We start from the raw sequence: 19,118 nt of genomic DNA, 5'->3' as shown, positions 1-19,118 counted from the left end.
CTTAACATTTATTTATTTGAGAGAAACAAGCTGGATTTGCATCTTGTTGTATGATGCTTAACTCAGATTTCTACAAATTTTTCTTGACTTTGATGTTTTCTCCCATTTTTCTGCCTTTTGAACTATAAACTTTCGAATCATTCGATACATTTGAACTATTTACATAATTTTCGGATTTGTCTATCTTTTAGTTAGCGGTTGAAATAAAGGAGGTCATTAAATGAAAAGAATTTCTCGCATATCATGCATCATAGCTGTTCTGATTTTATTATGCAATTTTTTGCCGACAATGGCATCAGCCCAACAAAATGATCATGATGGAAAGCAAGTGGCGGCTGGAACGAAAGGAATGGTAGCCGCCTCCACTCCAGAAGCAACGAAGGTTGGAGAACAAGTTCTTAAAGATGGAGGAAATGCCGTTGATGCCGCTATCGCGATGCAATTTGCCTTAAATGTGTCAGAGCCGATGATGTCAGGTATTGGCGGCGGGGGCTTTATGATGGTTTATAATGCCAAAAACCATAAAACATCAATTATTGACAGCCGCGAAAAAGCGCCGGCCGGAGCCAAACCGGACATGTTTTTAGATAAGAACGGGAAAGTAATCCCATTTCCTGTAAGGTCAACGAACGGTAAGGCTGTCGGCATACCAGGAACCTTAAAAGGGCTAATGGCTGCCCATGATAAATGGGGAACAAAGCCGTTTAAACAATTAATTGATCCTTCTATTAAACTGGCGGAAAAAGGGATTAAAGTGAATTGGGTGCTTGCTGATGCTATTAAAGAAAACAAAAATAAATTTAATAAAGCGGCACAAAAAGTTTTCTTAAAACATGGCAAACCGCTTAAAGAAGGCGATTGGCTGAAACAAAAAGATTTAGCCCAAACATTTAAAGACATCAGAGATAACGGCGTCAATGATTTCTACAAAGGAGCGATTGCCAAAGATATTGCGAATGTTGTACAGGATAATAAAGGCAGTATGAAAACAAAGGATCTTAAAAATTATCATGTAACAATTGATCAGCCGCTGACAGGGACTTACCGCGGCTATAAGCTTGAAACCATGCCGCCGCCAAGTTCAGGAGGTTTGACCGTTTTGCAAATTCTTAAGCTTCTGGAGGGCTTTGATATGAAAGATTACGGCATTCGTTCTCCTGAAAAATATCACTTAATAACAGAAGCAATGCACCTTGCTTATGCAGACAGAGGCGCATACATCGGAGATCCGAAATTTGTTAAGGTTCCTGAACAAGGAATGCTTAATCCCAAATATATTGAAAAACGCCGGTCATTAATAAAAATGGGACAAGCAAATAAAACTGTTAAACCGGGTGATCCTTGGAAGTACCAATCAGGTAAGCCAGATAAACCTATTGTCAAGCAGCCTGACGATAAGCAAATTGGACAAACGACACATTTTACAGTCGCTGATAAGTGGGGAAATCTTGTCTCCTATACAACAACAATCGAACAAGAATTTGGCACAGGGATTATGGTTCCAGGACGCGGATTTATGCTTAATAATGAATTGACGGATTTTGATGCTGTGCCGGGCGGAGCTAATGAAGTGCGGCCTAACAAACGGCCGATGAGCAGTATGAGTCCGACTATTATTTTTAAAGACGGCAAACCGTTTATGACTGTAGGCTCTCCTGGCGGCAGTACAATTATTGCCTCTGTCGCAGAAACGATAATTAACGTCATTGACTATCACATGGATTTAAAAGATGCTATTGAAGAACCGCGCATTTATAGTCCAGCTTATCCGAATATCCAATGGGAAAAAGGCATACCGGAGAAGTCAAGACAAAAATTAACAGAATGGGGCGGCCAATGGGATAAAAAACCAAGTCCTATAGGCAACGTTCAAAGCATACGCATTTACCATGATCCGGATTTCTATATTGGGGCTTGCGATTCCACAAGGCAAGGACAAGCAGCGGGGATATTTCATTAATAAAAAAGTGTCAGAGCCAACCGCAGTCATACGGAAATGCTCTGACACTTTTCTTAGTAAAAACTAAAATCGGCCCTTACATGATTCTATAAATCGTTTGCAGCAATTTTCTTAGAACAGCCCGGTTTCTTTGTGTGATTTCGTCACGGCGGGGAATGGCAGGATAGCTGTCAACCGGGTCAAGCCACTTGTCTGGGAGTTTCTTGGCAGATTTCTCCCACTTTTTGATATATTCAATCGGCAATTCATCGTCATTGCGCTTAAATTCACTCATTTCCATCCATAACAATGACCAAGCCCGCGGCACGACCCGCCATATATCATAACCGCCGCCGCCGACAGCGATCCATTTTCCATCAGTATATTGGTGGGAAAGCTGATGAATGATTTTGGGCATCTCTTGATAACTTTTCATTGAGAGACATAAATGCGTCAGCGGATCGTAAAAATGGGCATCCGCGCCGTGCTGGGAAACGATGATGTCAGGTTTGAAAAAGGCGGCTATTTCATGGATAGATTCATTGAATACTTCGAGCCAAGAATCGTCCTCTGTAAAGGCATCGACCGGAATATTGAAGCAATATCCGTAGCCTTTTCCTGTCCCGCATTCTGTCGTTTCCCCAGTACCTGGAAATAGGTAACGGCCTGTTTCGTGGATAGAATAAGTACAAACGCCGTCATCTTCATAGAATGACCATTGCACACCATCCCCATGATGGGCATCTGTATCAATATAAAGGACTCTGAGGTTATAATGTTCACGCAAATACTTAATGGCAACAGAAACATCATTATACACGCAAAAGCCAGATCCCCGATTTCTTATGCCGTGATGCAATCCTCCGCTAATATTTAATGCGTGGTCAGCTTCTCCTTTCATGACTAAATCAACACAGGTTAAAGTCGCGCCAACAACATCTAAAGCGGCTTTGTGCATCCCCTCAAAAATCGGCGTATCTTCGGTATCTAATCCGAACAATTTCGCCCTTGGGCATTGGCTGTTCGGCGGGCTCGCTTCTTTAACAACTTCGATGTATGTTGGGTCGTGGATTAACAGCAGTTCATCATCAGTGCTTTTACGGGGAGGAACAATCATCGAATCATGAAGCGCCCCGCTGGATTTTAAGAGATCAATAGTCAGCTCAATTCTAAGCGGATTAAAGGGATGGTGATTATTAAATTTATAATTTAAAAGGTTTTTTGAAAATATAAATGCACTTTTACACATAGGCTGGACTTCCTTTTCTTTGTGTCAGTTTATTTTTGTTTTCCAACTTCTAAACTAGTACATGTATTTATTTTTAAATCTTAGATGGTCAAAATTTTCAATGGCTTCTTTTGGCACATGTCTGCCGATTCTAACCATTAGGCAATTGGCGGGGTGGGAACAAATTTCAGGATCATCAGTTGCAAAGACTTCAAGGCCGCCTGCCTGCATCGTTTTTTCCATTATTTTGCGGTAGTCCCATACGGACAAGCCTGTTCCTTTTAAATCCCAATGCCAATAATATTCAGTTGTAATAATAATGTAGTTTTCCATAAAGGGGTCCATCATCGATACGTTTAACAGTCCCTTGCCGACTTTATATTTTCGAAATTCAAGCGCCACTTCGATAGCGCCTAATTCGATGAGGTAAGGGTTATGGCCTTCGGACCACCTTTCCAATGGGTCCGGATACAAATAGGTAACGTATCCGATCACTGTATGATCGTCTCTTGCAATGATAATGCGGCCTTCAGGCAATTCAGCAATGCCTTTGAGTGCTTTGAATTGTTCCTTGGCGGGACGGAAAGCTGTCAAGTCTTCATGGAAATCATAGGTTTCCAGACGTTCCTTGGGGATTGGACCTTCGATTACAAGTTTTCCCTTAGGCGTTGAGCGTGTCATGGCATTGTATGTTTTGATATGTTCCAAACTGGTCACCCCTAATTAATCATTCAATATTATTATACAGGTCTTATGTAAGTGTTTACAATCCATAAAATAAACGTTATTTCAAATTTTGAGAAATGTGTTATTATATAATATAATTGATTCATAGGATTTCAAGCGAGGAGGAAATAATAATGGAATACGAAACATTGCCAGCAAGTTCCGGGAAACATAACCTTGAAGACTACGACAGAGCAAGAGAACAGTTTAACTGGAAACAAGCCGAAGAAGCCTTTTCTTGGAGTAAAACAGGAAAAGTTAACATTGCGTACGAAGCCATCGACCGCCATGCGGAAAGCGAAAGAAAAAATAAAGTGGCTTTATATTATTCTAACGCTAACAGAAATGAAAAATATACATTTGCTGAAATGAAAAAGTTAACAAATAAAGCAGCTAATGTACTCAAAACAGCTGCCGATGTTGAAAAAGGCGACCGTGTATTTATCTTTATGCCAAGATCTCCAGAACTCTATATTGCACTGCTCGGAGCCGTTAAATTAGGAGCTATTGTCGGGCCGCTGTTTGAAGCGTTTATGGAAGGGGCGGTCAGGGACCGTCTTGAAGACAGCGAAGCCAAAGTTATTGTAACAACACCCGAATTGCTTGATCGTGTTCCTTATCAAGAACTTAAAGCGCTTAAATCTATTGTCATCGTAGGCGATAATGTTAAAGAAGAAGGGCCATTTATTGATTTTCATAAGTGGATGAAAGATGCAAGCGATCAATTGGATATTGAATGGGTTGACAGGGAAGACGGCTTAATCCTTCATTACACATCCGGTTCCACCGGCAAGCCGAAGGGCGTCCTTCATGTACATAATGCCATGATCCAGCATTATATAACAGGAAAGTTTGTCCTTGATCTAAAAGAAGATGATGTTTATTGGTGTACGGCTGATCCAGGCTGGGTAACCGGCACATCATACGGGATATTTGCGCCTTGGCTAAACGGCGCGTCCAGTGTGATTCGCGGCGGACGCTTTAGTCCGGAAGATTGGTACCAAACCATTGAGGATTACGGTGTGACGGTTTGGTACAGCGCACCGACTTCGTTCCGGATGCTGATGGGCGCCGGGCAGGAGCTATTGGAAAAATATCATTTATCAAGTTTGCGCCATATCCTGTCTGTCGGAGAACCGTTGAACCCGGAAGTTGTCCGTTGGGGAATGAAGGCTTTTCAGAAGAGAATTCACGATACATGGTGGATGACCGAAACCGGGGCTATGATGATCTGCAACTACCCGTCCATGCCGTTAAAGCCGGGATCAATGGGTAAGCCGATTCCTGGCGTAACCGCTGCGATCGTTGATGATCAAGGCAATGAATGCCCGCCTAATACAATGGGAAATTTAGCCCTTAAAAAAGGCTGGCCGTCTATGATGAGAGCAATTTGGAATAATGAAGAGAAATATCAATCATATTTTACTCCGGAAGGCTGGTATGTATCCGGCGATTCAGCCTACATGGACGAAGATGGCTACTTTTGGTTCCAAGGACGCATTGACGATGTTATTATGACGAGCGGCGAACGCGTCGGTCCTTTTGAAGTTGAAAGCAAGCTTGTTGAACATCCGGCTGTAGCGGAAGCCGGGGTCATAGGTATTCCGGATCCTGTCAGGGGAGAAATTATCAAAGCCTTCATTGGCCTTCGTGAAGGATATGAACCAAGCGACGAACTGAAAGAGGACATTCGTTTGTTTGTGAAGAGAGGTTTGGCTGCACATGCAGCGCCTAGGCAAATTGAATTCCGTGATAAATTGCCAAAGACAAGAAGCGGAAAAATTATGAGACGCGTCTTAAAGGCTTGGGAGTTGGATTTGCCAACCGGAGACTTGTCAACAATGGAAGATTAAATCTATTGGTTGTTAAAAACCCATTGAATGGCGGCATATTATCCATTCAATGGGTTTTTATTTGCAAATAAAATGAACAAACATTCGCCTTATTAACTTTGTCATTTTTTTGTAATCATTTAAAAGCAAGGGTGTGCTATTCTAAATTATATTTATTAAAGCCTTTATTTTTTTAAGCAAATAGGTAAATATTAACCTTAACATAAGGGTTTATATAAATTCAAGCAAAATAATTAAAACAGAATATCAGCGGAGGACCATATGCAAAGAAGAATCAAACGAAAAAGTGGCTTCAAAAAATTTATTGCTTTTTGCGGTGTTGCAGTTGTTATTGGTATAGGTTCCTTCTTTCTTTATTCAAAACATTTATCTGCAAAGAATGTGCAGACAGAGGGAGTGCAGTATCTAAAAGAAAAAACAATTCATACTGAGCACAAAGCGGCGGAAAACCAAACGGTTGAAACAAAGCGGCCGACTGCCAATATTGTCCGCAATAAGGATATCGACCAATATTTAAAAAGAGTTCACTTTAACGGCACGGCCTTTATTGTAAAAAATGGAAGGGTGATCATCAATAAGGGCTATGGATTCGCAAATATAAACGACAGAATTAAAAACAATCCAAATACGGTATATTATATCGGCTCCGTTACCAAACCGGTTGTTGCGACAGCAGTAATGCAGCTTCAACAGCAAGGGAAAATAAATATTAATGATCCATTATCCAAATATCTTCCTTCTTTTCCGAATGCCAATAAAATAAAAATATTCAATTTGCTGACCCATACGTCCGGCATCGGAAAACATCTTGAAACAAAGGTGAAGCTCTCGCCGAATAAATTAGTCAAGCGCATTGGATTTGACTCAGAGTTTTTAAAATTCCAACCGGGCACGCAATTTGATTATAACGATGCCAATTATTCTGTCTTAGGGTATCTCGTAGAGAAAATAAGCGGCGAGCCGTTACATGAGTATATCAAGGAACATATCTTCAAACCAGCTGGAATGAACCAGTCAGGTTTTGGCAGCCAGCTTAAAAATGAAATGTACCCTTCCACTGGGTATAAAATATTATCCGGCCTTTCATATAAGCCGATCATGCCTGATTTTTCACAGATATTTGGCTGCGGAGATATTTATATGACAGCTGAAGATTTATATAAATTTGACCGGGCGTTAGCATCCGGAAAACTTATTTCAAAACAAAGTTACCAACAAATGATGACACCTTATAAACACCATTATGGCTTTGGCTGGTATGTTAATCGTCCAGGATGGTATATGAAACCGACAAATTTCTCCAATCATGGCGTATTGTCGGGGTGGAATGCGATGAATGGCTATCAAAAGGACGGAAGCGAGTACGTCGTCTTGCTGTCAAATATACAAAATAACATCAAAAATCTTGGCCTTTTAAATAAGACGATTTATGCAAAATTAGACAAAACTGATCTTCCGCAAAACCAGCATATTCATCCATAAAACCTGTCATTTGCTAATCTGAACAAGGATGCATCAAGCATTATATCTGTTTTTTGAGTGGTTACAAAAAGGTAACATTATTGGAAAAAGGGTAAAAAATATGTCATTGGTGTTATATAATGAAAAAGCTTTAATGATCTCAACTTTATTTAAAAATCACACCAATAAATGAGATTTCCTTGAATCAAGGAGTGAAAGTATGAAAACAATCCAAAAACTGTGGTCGCGTCCAGTGACACAGTGGTTTATCAAAACACTTTACTATCTTGTGATCATTGTTGCTCTTGTTTGGTTGTATGGGGCTAAGGCCACACATTCAAGTCCATTTATTTATAATGAATTTTAAAAGGTGATGATAATGATGAATTTAAAATTAATCGAAACGATTGACAAATGGGCTGTAGAGAATCCTGACAAAAAAGCATTTGTTTGGAGAGAGCAGCAGCTCACTTATCGTCAGTTGAAAGAGCGTTCCGATGCTCTGGCGTGTTGGATAACTAACGAATATCCAAATGATGATTCACCAATTTTAGTCCATGGACATATGCAGCCAGAAATGATCATTTGTTTTTTGGCGGCAGTAAAAGCCGGCCATGCTTATATACCTGTTGATATTTCCATTCCGGAAGACCGCATTCATCGCATGATTGAAGGTTCCGGAGCGAAACTTTTCATTTCACAAGAAGCATTGACAATTAACGGTACAGACAAGATTCGGTCTATTAATCCTTTTGATTTAAACAAAATTTTTGAAACTTACAAAGGGCAAAAGCCTCAGTCTGAAGAAGCCGTTCAAGGCGAGGATAACTATTATATCATCTATACTTCCGGAAGCACCGGCAACCCTAAAGGCGTTCAAATTACAAAGAACTGTCTGGAAAGTTTCGTGAACTGGGCGGTAAATGACTTTGGATTGCAGCAAGGGCAAGTCTTCTTAAACCAAGCGCCGTTCTCATTTGACCTTTCAGTTATGGATCTTTATCCTTGTCTCTATACTGGCGGTACGTTGTGGGCTATTGATAAAGCAATGATTGCGAAGCCTAAGGAACTATTCGCATCATTTGCCCAATCCAATATCGAAGTTTGGACTTCTACGCCGTCTTTTGCAGAAATGTGCTTAATGGCGCCTGACTTTTCAAGTGACATGCTGCCTTCCCTTAAAAAGTTTCTATTCTGCGGGGAAGTGCTGCCAAACAATGTAGCCAAACAATTGTTAGAAAGATTTCCGGAAGCAGAAATTATCAACTCATATGGACCAACCGAAGCAACGGTTGCTGTCACAAGCATTACTATTGACAAGGACATCATTGAAAAATACGATTCACTGCCAGTCGGCTATTGTAAGAGCGATTGCCAAATTCTAATTATGAAAGAGGACGGCACAATAGCCGCCGACGGCGAAAAAGGTGAAATTGTTATTGTCGGCCCAAGTGTCAGCAAAGGCTATTTAAGTGCGCCGGAGTTAACGGAAAAAGCGTTTATGACTGTGAATGGGGAGCGAGCTTACAGAACAAAAGATGCTGGGATTTTAGAAGACGGCTTGCTTTTCTGTCACGGACGGATGGACAACCAAATTAAATTGCATGGATATCGTATGGAAATAGAAGAAATTGAACATCATCTTCGCTCCAGTTCTTATGTGAATGCTGGTGTTGTATTGCCGATAAAAAGAAACGATGCTTACGACTATCTGTTAGCGATCGTTGTTCCAAATGAACATTCATTTGAGAAGGAATTCCAGCTTACATCAGCGATTAAAAAAGAACTGGCAGCTGAACTACCAGCTTATATGATTCCAAGAAAATTCGTTTACCAATCTTCCATTCCAATGACTGCTAACGGAAAGGTAGATCGCAAAGCGTTATTGAAAGAGGTAACAATGACAGTATGATTCCTTATGCAACATTTCTCTATTTCTTCATCCTTGCGATACTATTAATTCCGTCAATCATAGCAGGCCTTAATGGAAAATCATTTAAAACATATAATGCAGTTATTACGATTGTATTTTTGGCGCTTATTTTCTACAATAAGCCGCCGCAAGCTATCTCGTTAATTATTTTTGTGATATGGCAAATTATAGTGATTAAAGCCTATTTGCCTATCCGCAAGAAAAATAACCCTACCAGCATATTCTATTTAGCGGTTGCGTTATCCATTATACCGCTTGTAATCGTTAAGTTCGCGCCTTATTTTAAAAGCTTGAGCATGGTTGGCTTTCTAGGGATTTCTTATTTAACATTTAAAGCCGTTCAAATGATCATTGACATTCGCGACGGGCAGTTGAAGGAAGTTTCGGTTTACCGCTTCCTTCGCTTCCTGTTGTTTTTCCCGACATTTACATCGGGGCCTATTGACCGATATCGACGATTTGAAAAAGATATTAATCATACGCCGACACAAGAAGAATACAGGGAACTTCTCTATCGGGGCATAAACCGGATTATTCAAGGATTCCTTTACAAATTTATCATTGGGTATCTCATTAATCAGCATATCCTAATGTCCGAGTATCTAAAACATGATACATTCTTAAGTATTGTGATATATATGTATGCCTATAGTATGTACTTGTTCTTTGATTTTGCCGGCTACAGCAATTTTGCTATCGGCGTAAGTTATATTCTCGGGATTAAGTCCCCTGAAAACTTTAATAAGCCGTTCATCAGCCGCAACATCAAGGACTTCTGGAATCGTTGGCACATGACTTTATCTTTTTGGTTTAGAGATTATATTTTTATGCGTTTTGTCTTTACGATGACCAAAAAGAAAGTGATTAAAAACCGTTACACAATTTCTTATATAGGCATATTTCTCAATTTCTTTGTGATGGGGCTATGGCATGGTCCGTACCTGCACTATATTGTTTATGGATTGCTCCACACGCTTTATTTCATTTCCTTTGATATATTTGAGAGGAAAAATAAAAAGCATAAGTTTTGGCCGGACAATAAGTTCATGCATGTTGTTTCTGTGGTCATTACATTTAATTTTGTATGTTTCAGTTTCCTAATCTTCTCAGGAAGATTATTCACTTAAAAACTTATTAAAATATAGAACTTTTATTTATAAAGGAGACGTATAATCATGGCTGATTTTAAAGAACAAGTATTGGATATTCTTGAAGAAGTTTGTGAAAACGATATTGTTAAGGAAAATCCTGATGTAAAAATCTTTGAAGAAGGCATTCTAGATTCTTTCGGCACTGTCAATCTTTTAGTTGAAATTGAAGATAAATTAGGCATTCCTGTATCCATTTCTGAATTTGATCGCGAAGAATGGGCTACGCCGAATCTTATTATTAATAAGTTGGCTGAAATGAAATGAAAAAGCCAAGGTATGGCCCATTAATCTTGGCCATCATTATTTTCCTTGCCTTATTGTTTACACCGGCGAGCGTTCAGCATGCCCTTATAAGCAATAAGAAGGTAAACCAAGCAGCGACAAGCTTAGATCCAAATATGTTTCAAGGTATAGCCCTGCAGCAAAAAATGATGGATGACAAAAAGTATCTTCCTATATTTGGATCATCTGAACTGCTGCGTTTAGATCCTTACCACCCGTCCAACTATTTTAAAGTCAATTATGACGGTTTTACCCCGTTTCTAGTGGGGCGGGGCGGTATGCAATCCCTTGTGCATTTTTTGAACTTCGCTTCAATGTCTAATGAGCTGAAAGACAGGAAGTTTGTTTTTATCCTTTCCCCGCAATGGTTTAATGAAAAGGGATTGGATAGCATGCATTTTGATCCGAACTTTTCAAAGCTGCAAGCGTATGATTTTGTGTTTAATAAAGACATTGACCCAACATTGAAGAAAGATGCTGCAAAACGTTTGCTCCAATTCGGGTTTATTAGGAAAGATAAGAACCTTGCTTACTTGTTAAGAGGCATCGCTTATCATGACAAAGTAAACAGCTTGAAGTTAGGTTATGAGAAAGCGTTAGGACAATTCAACTATAGAGTGCTTATCTGGAGAGATACGTTTAAGTCCCTCTCTGTTAAACCTCACCGTCCTAACGTTGATCCAAGCTTAAAGCATCTTTCCTGGAAAGAACTTCAGCACCGTGCCGATTTAATGGGTGAAAATGATACGAAGACTAACCCTTATGGAATTAATGACCATTATTATAGAAAGAAAATACAAGCGAAAATCGGTCATCTAAAAGGGTTTAGAAAGCATGAAAATTATTATCATTCACCAGAGTACGGCGACTTGCAGCTTGTATTAGACTTATTAAAGGAAAAACATGCCAAGGCATTGTTTATCTCTGTTCCAGAGAACGGCCGCTGGTATGATTTTGCCGGTGTACCTAAAAAAACAAGGCAATATTATTACACCAGGATCAAAAAACAAGTGGAAGATGCAGGTTTTCCAGTAGCCGATTTTTCAAATCATGAATATGACAAATACTTCTTAAAGGATACAATGCATCTCGGCTGGAAGGGCTGGGTGTATGTTGACCAAGCGATTAAAAAATTCTATAACAGTCCTAATGGAAAAATATAAGAAGGGGCTGTCTGATAAGTCCTTAAAATGAAGCAAGTGGAGAAAAACAAATTGTTTTCTCCACTTGTTTTTATATTTTTTCGATTTTTCTTCTTAAATTATCAAACCCCATCTTTATCATCTTTAGGGGTTTATTTCAATTAAATAATAGATATAGAGTTGCATGGAAAAAGCAATCCCTGGAGAAATTGAGAGACCATTGTTTTTAATCATAAGCCTGTTTTCATTATTACCCTATCTTAAAAAGCCCGATATCAGCGAATTGGAATAATTAGCTCAATGACTGGAAAATTAATACGGAGCATATTTAATGCGTTTTTTATATCTTAAAAGTATGATAAAAATGTTCACTAAAATACGGGGGGCAAGAATTATGAATTCAAAATATACACCGCTATTTCAGCCAATGACCTTACGCAGCGGAATTCAATTAGATAATCGTATCGTTATGGCGCCAATGACCAATTATTCTTCAAATTCAGACGGTACAGTTTCAGATGAAGAATTAGTATACTATAGCCGCCGTTCAAATGGAGTCGGAATGGTTGTCACAGCTTGTGCATATGTCACAGATAACGGAAAAGGATTTCCTGGTCAAATTGGAAGCGATCGTGATGACTTGATTCCAAGTTTACGCCGGCTGGCTTCTGCCATTAAAGAACAAGGAGCAAAAGCAGTTCTCCAAATTTACCATGGCGGCAGGCTGTGTCCTCCAGAGTTAGTTCCAAATGGAGAAGTTGTAAGTGCTAGCGCTGTTCCGGCAGAACGAGGAAAAATATCTGGTCAAGTTCCTCGCGCTTTGACTGAGACAGAAATTCAATCCATTATTCGTGATTTTGGCGAGTCTACCCGGAGAGCGATCGAAGCTGGATTTGATGGGGTTGAAATACATGGAGCTAATGGATATTTACTTCAGCAGTTCTTTTCACCACATTCAAACCGGCGTGAAGATCAATACGGCGGCAGTTTAGAAAAAAGATTAACATTTCCAATTGCCGTTGTAGATGAAGTGAAAAGGGCAGTAGCTGAACATGCGAAACAACCATTCCTCGTTGGATATAGATTCTCACCAGAAGAACCTGAAACACCTGGAATAACAATGGCAGACACTCTTGCATTAGTAGATGTTTTGTCAAGTAAAGAGCTTGATTACCTTCATGTTTCCTTAATGGAGTTCTGGTCAACTCCGAGACGCGGTGTTGAAGATTCCCGTTCTCGTCTTGAAATTATTCAGGAGAGAGTTGGAGAAAGCGTTCCAGTGATTGGTGTAGGCTCAATTTACACAGCAGACGATGCTTTAAAAGCGATTCAGACAGGTGTTTCAATGATTGCAATCGGACGAGAGCTCATCATTGATCCTGATTGGGTTGAAAAGGTTAGAAAAGGAAAAGAGTCTGAAATTGAAACAAAGCTAAAGAAAGACGCCAAATCACGCCTTGTCATACCAAATCCTCTTTGGCAAGTCATTCTCAGCAGACCTGGATGGTTTCCAATTGAAGATTAAAAAGACATATAACTCCCAAATCGAAACCTAGTATTTCAATTTGGGAGTTTTTTCTTTGTCCACGCTTAAGTGCCATTAATATTTATATGCTCTATAGGGAACCTATAATGGAAGGGCCAAATTGTTCTCTCCAAACGCGGGGGATCCCGTCTGCGGCGCTATCTGTATTTAGCGGCAATGACCATGGTCACCCCGAATCCAAGGAGCTTCACGCCCACGATGTGAAAGTGAAGAAAATGAAATCAGATATGAAACTGATGGGTGAGCTTAATTAATTGACATCACTAATGATACATTATATTATACTTTATGTTAATTATAATTAACTTTTTTTCAATACAACCTTGTCCTAATACACCCTTTAAAAGTCAGCATTTATTTTATTAAAAAAGCCGTACTTAATCGAGTAAGCTTAAATAGATAGGAGAACAGGAAGAATGAAAGAATCAAAAGCAATTAATACCCATTCTCATACCGTTTCACGTATAGGCATGTGGTTTCTGATTATAGAAATCTTATTCGCTGCCGCTAATCTTCGAGCACCGATTACCGCTGTGGGGCCAATTATAGGAGAAATCCGCGGGGACACTGGAATATCAAATACATTAGCAGGGATGCTGACGACATTACCTTTACTTTCCTTTGCAGTTTTCTCAATACTTGCTCCAAAAATAGCCAAGCGTATTGGGATGGAAATCACACTTTTGACAGGATTTGTTATATTAACCATTGGCATTATTTTAAGATCCATACCTTCCATAACAACACTGTTTATTGGAACGGCCTTGCTTGGGATGGGAATCGCTGCAGGTAACGTATTAATACCAAGTTTAATTAAACGGGAATTTTCGCATCATGTCGGCCTTATGACAGGCGTTTATTCAGTTTCTATGAATATAAGCGGGGCCGTTGCTTCTGGAATTAGTATTCCAATAGCCGTTGAAGCCGGATTCGGTTGGCGCGGAGCTCTTGGATGCTGGGCAATTCTTTCTGCCATTACAGTGATAATCTGGCTCCCGCAAATGCGTTTCCGACATCATTCTATCGGATCTAAAGTGCCAGGCGGAGGGTACTTGTGGCGTTCCGGCCTTGCTTGGAAAGTAACCTTTTTCATGGGTCTGCAATCAATGATTTTTTATGTTCTTGCAGCTTGGCTGCCTGAGATTTTACATGAACAAGGCATGAGTTTATCAGCTGCCGGATGGGTACTGTCATTAATACAATTTGCCATTCTACCGTCATCATTCATAGTACCTATTATCGCCGGCCGCTATTCAAGTCAGCGCGGTCTTGTAGCCGTTACTGTTTTCTTAATGCTTATCGGCTCTATTGGCATTATGACTGGAAACACTTCACTTGTTCCATTATTTGTTATTCTGATTGGTATAGCGCAAGGGTCTTTATTCAGTCTGGCTAATATGTTTTTTGTATTGCGTACACGTCATGTTCATGAATCAGCAGAACTTTCAGGTATGGCTCAATCTATTGGTTATTTATTGGCCGCAATAGGCCCAACATTTTTTGGCTTTATTCACGATGTCACTCACAGCTGGACAATCTCCTTATTTATGCTTGTTATAGTCGTGCTTCTTACCTTTATTTTTGGAATGGGCGCCGGTTCTAATAAATTTGTCACTTCATCAGATAACGATGATTATCCTTTAAAAAGAGAAACATAATAGGGTAAAAATGGCAATTGCCAAGCTTTTGTGGGGAATATCGTTGGGGAGCAGAGGAAAGAAATTAACGGCGAACACCTAAAAATGCCAATGTTTAACTTCTGGATTTCCGTAAACAATAAATGTGATATTAAACGTAATTTTTGAATGGAGGTTAAATTCATGCGACCATATCGATCTAAATTCGTTAAAATGTCTTTATTCATGTTATTGGTTTTACTCGTTCCGCTCAGTGGTTGTTCAAACGGCGTTCAAAAGAAGTCGTCAAAACCGGCAACTAATCAAGAATTCCGTAATCTAGAGAAGAAATTTGATGCTAAGCTAGGTATTTACGCGATTGATACCGGGACGGGACAAACGGTGTCTTATCGACCTAATGAACGATTTGCCTACGCGTCTACATACAAGGCTCTTGCAGCAGGCGCGGTACTAAAACAGCATTCAAACAATGAACTGAATAAAGTTATTAAATACACGGACAAAGATTTGGTTACCTATTCGCCAATAACAGAGAAGCACGTAAAATCTGGGATGACGCTTAGAGAAATTAGCAAAGCTGCTATTCTTTACAGCGACAATACAGCAGGAAACCTCTTGTTTAAGCAATTGGGCGGTCCTGAAGGCTTTAAAACTGTACTTAAAAATATCGGTGATCATGTTACAAAGCCTAAACGCATTGAGACAGATCTGAATGAAGCAACTCCTGGAGACATACGTGACACAAGTACCCCTAAAGCACTTGCTAACGACCTTAAAGCGTTTGCGGTTGGCGATGCACTCCCGAAAGACAAACGAAAGATCCTCACAGATTGGATGCGGGCTAACACAACCGGGGACAAGCTGATCCGGGCAGGTGCCCCTAAAGGATGGGAAGTTGGAGATAAGAGCGGTGCCGGAAACTACGGAACCCGTAATGATATTGCTGTTGTTTGGCCAAAAAAAGGAGATCCTATTGTCCTTGCCATACTCTCAAGCCGCGATAAAAAAGATGCAGCATATAATGACAAACTTATAGCACAAGCTGCAAAGGTCACACTCGATACTTTTAAGCAAACAAATAAACAATCATGATGAGCCTGTAAGAAATACCTCCTGAGTTAGATTGGTTATTTCATTAGGCCACTCGTCTTGGATAAGGGGCTGTCCAAAAATTTTTAGACAGTCCCTTGATTTTTTATCAATTGATTGGTAAAGTGATAATAAGAAGACGAGGCAAGGAGGGAAATAACATACGTAATAATACAATTGGATCGTTAATTTGGCTGCGGCTGGCGCGTTTTACAAACCAAAGCAACCATTTATCGAATGGCTTTCTAAAGCAGTTTGGTTTAACTACTGCCCAATTTGATGTTCTTGTGCAAATTCAAGTATATCAACCACTTACCCAATGTGAATTAGCGAAAAAAGTAACAGTTACGCAAGGCGGTATTTCCCGTATGCTCGTACGCCTTGAAAAGGATGGCTATATTAACCGCAAGCAAGACTGGAAAACAAAAATAATCAGCCTGACTGAGAAAGGCGAGTCTATATTAAAAAAGGCAATGCCTGCCCAACTTGAGTTTCAATCATCATTTTTTGATGATGTTTTAAGTGAGGAAGAAAAGAAAACATTATATTCACTTATAACACGTGTGCATAAATACAGTCTAAAAAGAGAATTACCTGACAGGTAATTTTTTTTGGACAATCACTTGACTAGTCAAGATATAAACCAAAGTCATTTACCAATTTAAATAAAATAAAATCGCTATGAGTGAGAAGGAAAGTAAATGAACTTATTTTGAAAAAGAAATGAGGTATATCCTGTGGAAATCAAAGGAATACACCACGTAACAGCTATTACAAGCAGTGCGGAAAAAAACTATGAATTTTTCACTTATGTTTTGGGCATGCGCTTAGTTAAAAAAACGGTTAATCAAGATGATATTCAAACCTATCATTTATTCTTTGCCGATGACAAAGGAAGCCCAGGCACAGACATGACTTTCTTCGACTTCCCGGGAATTCCGAAAGGTGTGCATGGTACCAACGAGATATCCAAGACATCGTTTCGAGTACCAAGTGATGCTGCATTAGATTATTGGGTAAAACGTTTTGATCGTCTAGAAGTTAAACATACTGGAATTAAAGAACAATTTGGCAAAAAAACGCTATCTTTCGTTGATTTTGATGATCAACAATATCAGTTGATATCAGATGAATTCAACCAAGGGGTGAAACCAGGTACACCTTGGCAAAAGGGCCCCGTTCCACTGGAATATGCTATTACTGGTTTAGGGCCTGTCTTTATCCGTATTGCAAACTTTGATTACTTTAAAGAAATGCTGGAAAAAGTTCTTTTGTTTAAAGAGGTTGCACAAGAAGGACCATTCCATTTATTTGAAGTAGGGGAAGGCGGCAATGGTGCTTCAGTCATTGTAGAACATAATACGATTCTGCCTCAAGCGCGCCAAGGTTATGGCACGGTGCACCATACGGCATTCCGGGTGGAGGATCGTTCAGTATTAGATGGATGGGATGAGCGAATGAGAAGTGTTGGATTCCGTACATCGGGTTATGTAAATCGGCACTTTTTTGAGTCCTTATACGCACGAGTCGCACCGCAAATTTTATTTGAGTTTGCAACGGATGGTCCTGGTTTTATGGGAGATGAACCTTATGAAACGCTTGGGGAAAAATTATCTTTGCCTCCATTTCTGGAACCTCAACGTGCCGAAATAGAAAAACTGGTCCGCCCAATAGATACAGTGAGAAGTACAAAGGCGTTTATCAAAGAATAGACCAATCAAACGTGGTTTCGGAAGAAAGCGAGACTTGCAGGGGGATAACGAATGAAACATATCTTTAATGGAGGACAAGATCCTCCTAATAAGCCAACGCTGCTATTGCTTCATGGTACAGGCGGCAATGAATCAGACTTGCTGCCTCTTGCTAAAATGGTTGATGAAAAGGCAAACGTATTAAGTGTTCGCGGGAATGTGCTGGAAAATGGGATGCCTAGATTCTTCAGACGATTAGCCGAGGGCATTTTTGATGAAGATGATCTGATTTTCCGGACAAAAGAGTTAAATGAATTCTTGGATGAATCTGCCGAAAGGTATGAATTTAACCGAGATAACATCATAGCAATTGGTTATTCCAATGGAGCCAATATAGCCGCCAGTTTATTATTTCATTATCAAACCGCTGTAAAGGGGGCGATACTTCACCATCCGATGGTGCCGAGACGAGGAGTGGAATTGCCTGATTTAACGGGAAAATCAGTATTTATAGCAGCTGGAACGAATGATCCTATGTGTTCAGCTTCAGAGTCTACAGACTTGCAATCGTTATTAGAAAAGGCAAATGCTCAAGTGACACTTCATTGGGAAAATAAAGATCATCAGTTGACGATGGAAGAAATTGAGGCTGCTGCGAGTTGGTATAAAGAAACTTTTTAAATAAGGTATACAAGGCTAATATATTTTGAAATAGGGAGGGTGGAAAATATGGATATTTTATCCAAGTTATTTGGGAGTTCATCGAAAAAGGAGAATGGTACAATGTCAAACGTAAAATTAGCGGTGGTTTTTTACAGCATGGGTGGAACAAATTATCAATTGGCTAAGTGGGCTGAAGAAGGAGCGAAGGAAGCCGGAGCTGAAGTTAAAGTATTAAAAGTACAAGAATTGGCGCCGCAATCCGTTATTGAAGGAAATGAAGGATGGAAAGCTACAGTTGAAGCGACGAAAGACGTTCCAGTTGCAACATCAGAAGATATTGAGTGGGCAGATGCTATTATCTTTAGTGTACCAACCAGATTTGGTAACATGCCATCACAAATGAAACAATTCCTTGATATTCAAGGCGGTCTTTGGGCAAATGGCAAAACAGTGAACAAAGTGGTAAGTGCAATGTCATCTGCACAAAATCCACATGGCGGCCAGGAAGCAACCCTTCTTTCTTTATACACTTCTATGATGCATTGGGGGGCAATCATTGCAGCACCGGGTTATACAGATCCAGTACTATTCGGAGCAGGGGGCAACCCTTATGGAACAAGTGTAACTGTAGATCAGGATGGAAAAATGATTGAAGACGTCCAAGCAGCCGTTAAACATCAAGCGAAACGTACAGTACAAGTTGCGGAATGGGTTAAAAAAGGAAATCAATAAGCAGTGCTTTAAAAAATGTAGAGATCCCGTTCTTTGATCTACTTA

At 39.8% G+C, this 19,118-nt stretch carries 17 protein-coding genes and 1 pseudogene; 16 read left to right on the top strand and 2 right to left on the bottom strand.

Annotation, left to right across the window (positions count from 1 at the left end):
• Positions 1-220: 220 nt before the first annotated feature.
• The gene (gene ggt, locus JOD45_RS05200; protein ID WP_205002801.1) at positions 221-1,960 is read left to right on the top strand and encodes a gamma-glutamyltransferase; all 1,740 of its coding nucleotides are present in this window, start codon (positions 221-223) and stop codon (positions 1,958-1,960) included.
• 76 nt (positions 1,961-2,036) lie between these two features.
• Here ggt and JOD45_RS05195 read toward each other — a convergent pair whose 3' ends face one another.
• On the bottom strand, positions 2,037-3,188 hold the full coding sequence (locus JOD45_RS05195) for an acetoin utilization protein AcuC (RefSeq protein ID WP_205002800.1): 1,152 nt from the start codon (positions 3,186-3,188) through the stop codon (positions 2,037-2,039).
• 54 nt (positions 3,189-3,242) lie between these two features.
• Positions 3,243-3,875 (bottom strand): N-acetyltransferase, encoded by a 633-nt coding sequence (locus tag JOD45_RS05190; protein ID WP_380897208.1) that lies wholly within the window; start codon positions 3,873-3,875, stop codon positions 3,243-3,245.
• Positions 3,876-4,027: 152 nt separating this feature from the next.
• Here JOD45_RS05190 and acsA point away from each other — a divergent pair, with 152 nt between their 5' ends.
• The 15 genes and pseudogenes from acsA to wrbA all read left to right on the top strand — a co-directional run bounded on the left by acsA (position 4,028) and on the right by wrbA (position 19,073).
• Positions 4,028-5,746 (top strand): acetate--CoA ligase, encoded by a 1,719-nt coding sequence (gene acsA / locus JOD45_RS05185; protein WP_205002799.1) that lies wholly within the window; start codon positions 4,028-4,030, stop codon positions 5,744-5,746.
• A gap of 261 nt (positions 5,747-6,007) precedes the next feature.
• Complete coding sequence (locus JOD45_RS05180; protein ID WP_205002798.1) at positions 6,008-7,228, top strand: serine hydrolase domain-containing protein; 1,221 nt, start codon at positions 6,008-6,010, stop codon at positions 7,226-7,228.
• A gap of 199 nt (positions 7,229-7,427) precedes the next feature.
• Positions 7,428-7,574, top strand: coding sequence for a teichoic acid D-Ala incorporation-associated protein DltX (locus JOD45_RS05175; RefSeq protein WP_205002797.1), 147 nt, complete (start codon positions 7,428-7,430; stop codon positions 7,572-7,574).
• A gap of 15 nt (positions 7,575-7,589) precedes the next feature.
• Positions 7,590-9,119 carry a D-alanine--poly(phosphoribitol) ligase subunit DltA gene (gene dltA / locus JOD45_RS05170; protein ID WP_205002796.1) on the top strand — a complete coding sequence of 510 codons (1,530 nt, stop codon included), beginning with the start codon at positions 7,590-7,592 and terminating at the stop codon, positions 9,117-9,119.
• Positions 9,116-10,267, top strand: coding sequence for a D-alanyl-lipoteichoic acid biosynthesis protein DltB (dltB, locus tag JOD45_RS05165; protein ID WP_205002795.1), 1,152 nt, complete (start codon positions 9,116-9,118; stop codon positions 10,265-10,267). The genes dltA and dltB overlap by 4 nt, the downstream gene beginning before the upstream one ends.
• A gap of 48 nt (positions 10,268-10,315) precedes the next feature.
• A complete protein-coding gene (gene dltC / locus JOD45_RS05160; RefSeq protein WP_205002794.1) occupies positions 10,316-10,555 on the top strand; it encodes a D-alanine--poly(phosphoribitol) ligase subunit DltC in 240 nt (79 codons plus the stop codon).
• Positions 10,552-11,736 carry a D-alanyl-lipoteichoic acid biosynthesis protein DltD gene (gene dltD, locus JOD45_RS05155; protein WP_205002793.1) on the top strand — a complete coding sequence of 395 codons (1,185 nt, stop codon included), beginning with the start codon at positions 10,552-10,554 and terminating at the stop codon, positions 11,734-11,736. The genes dltC and dltD overlap by 4 nt, the downstream gene beginning before the upstream one ends.
• Positions 11,737-12,109: 373 nt before the next feature.
• Positions 12,110-13,240, top strand: coding sequence for an NADH-dependent flavin oxidoreductase (locus JOD45_RS05150; RefSeq protein WP_205002792.1), 1,131 nt, complete (start codon positions 12,110-12,112; stop codon positions 13,238-13,240).
• A 108-nt stretch (positions 13,241-13,348) separates the two neighbouring features.
• Positions 13,349-13,509: pseudogene (locus tag JOD45_RS17025) on the top strand (IS110 family RNA-guided transposase); the annotation flags it as partial.
• A gap of 222 nt (positions 13,510-13,731) precedes the next feature.
• On the top strand, positions 13,732-14,919 hold the full coding sequence (locus JOD45_RS05145; RefSeq protein WP_239549097.1) for a CynX/NimT family MFS transporter: 1,188 nt from the start codon (positions 13,732-13,734) through the stop codon (positions 14,917-14,919).
• Between the two features lie 162 nt (positions 14,920-15,081).
• On the top strand, positions 15,082-15,990 hold the full coding sequence (bla, locus tag JOD45_RS05140) for a class A beta-lactamase (protein WP_205002790.1): 909 nt from the start codon (positions 15,082-15,084) through the stop codon (positions 15,988-15,990).
• Between the two features lie 158 nt (positions 15,991-16,148).
• Positions 16,149-16,592, top strand: coding sequence for a MarR family transcriptional regulator (locus JOD45_RS05135; protein ID WP_205002834.1), 444 nt, complete (start codon positions 16,149-16,151; stop codon positions 16,590-16,592).
• Between the two features lie 132 nt (positions 16,593-16,724).
• The gene (locus JOD45_RS05130; protein WP_205002789.1) at positions 16,725-17,699 is read left to right on the top strand and encodes a VOC family protein; all 975 of its coding nucleotides are present in this window, start codon (positions 16,725-16,727) and stop codon (positions 17,697-17,699) included.
• A gap of 51 nt (positions 17,700-17,750) precedes the next feature.
• The gene (locus JOD45_RS05125; protein WP_205002788.1) at positions 17,751-18,359 is read left to right on the top strand and encodes an alpha/beta hydrolase; all 609 of its coding nucleotides are present in this window, start codon (positions 17,751-17,753) and stop codon (positions 18,357-18,359) included.
• Between the two features lie 102 nt (positions 18,360-18,461).
• Positions 18,462-19,073, top strand: a complete 612-nt coding sequence (wrbA, locus tag JOD45_RS05120) for an NAD(P)H:quinone oxidoreductase (RefSeq protein WP_205002833.1) — start codon at positions 18,462-18,464, stop codon at positions 19,071-19,073.
• Positions 19,074-19,118 lie beyond the last annotated feature (45 nt).

It is taken from the genome of Scopulibacillus daqui (assembly GCF_016908855.1).
Taxonomy (GTDB): Bacteria; Bacillota; Bacilli; order Bacillales; family Sporolactobacillaceae; genus Scopulibacillus_A; species Scopulibacillus_A daqui.
Note: the sequence above shows the minus strand (reverse complement) of the source record. Positions and strands in the feature narration are given on the sequence as shown.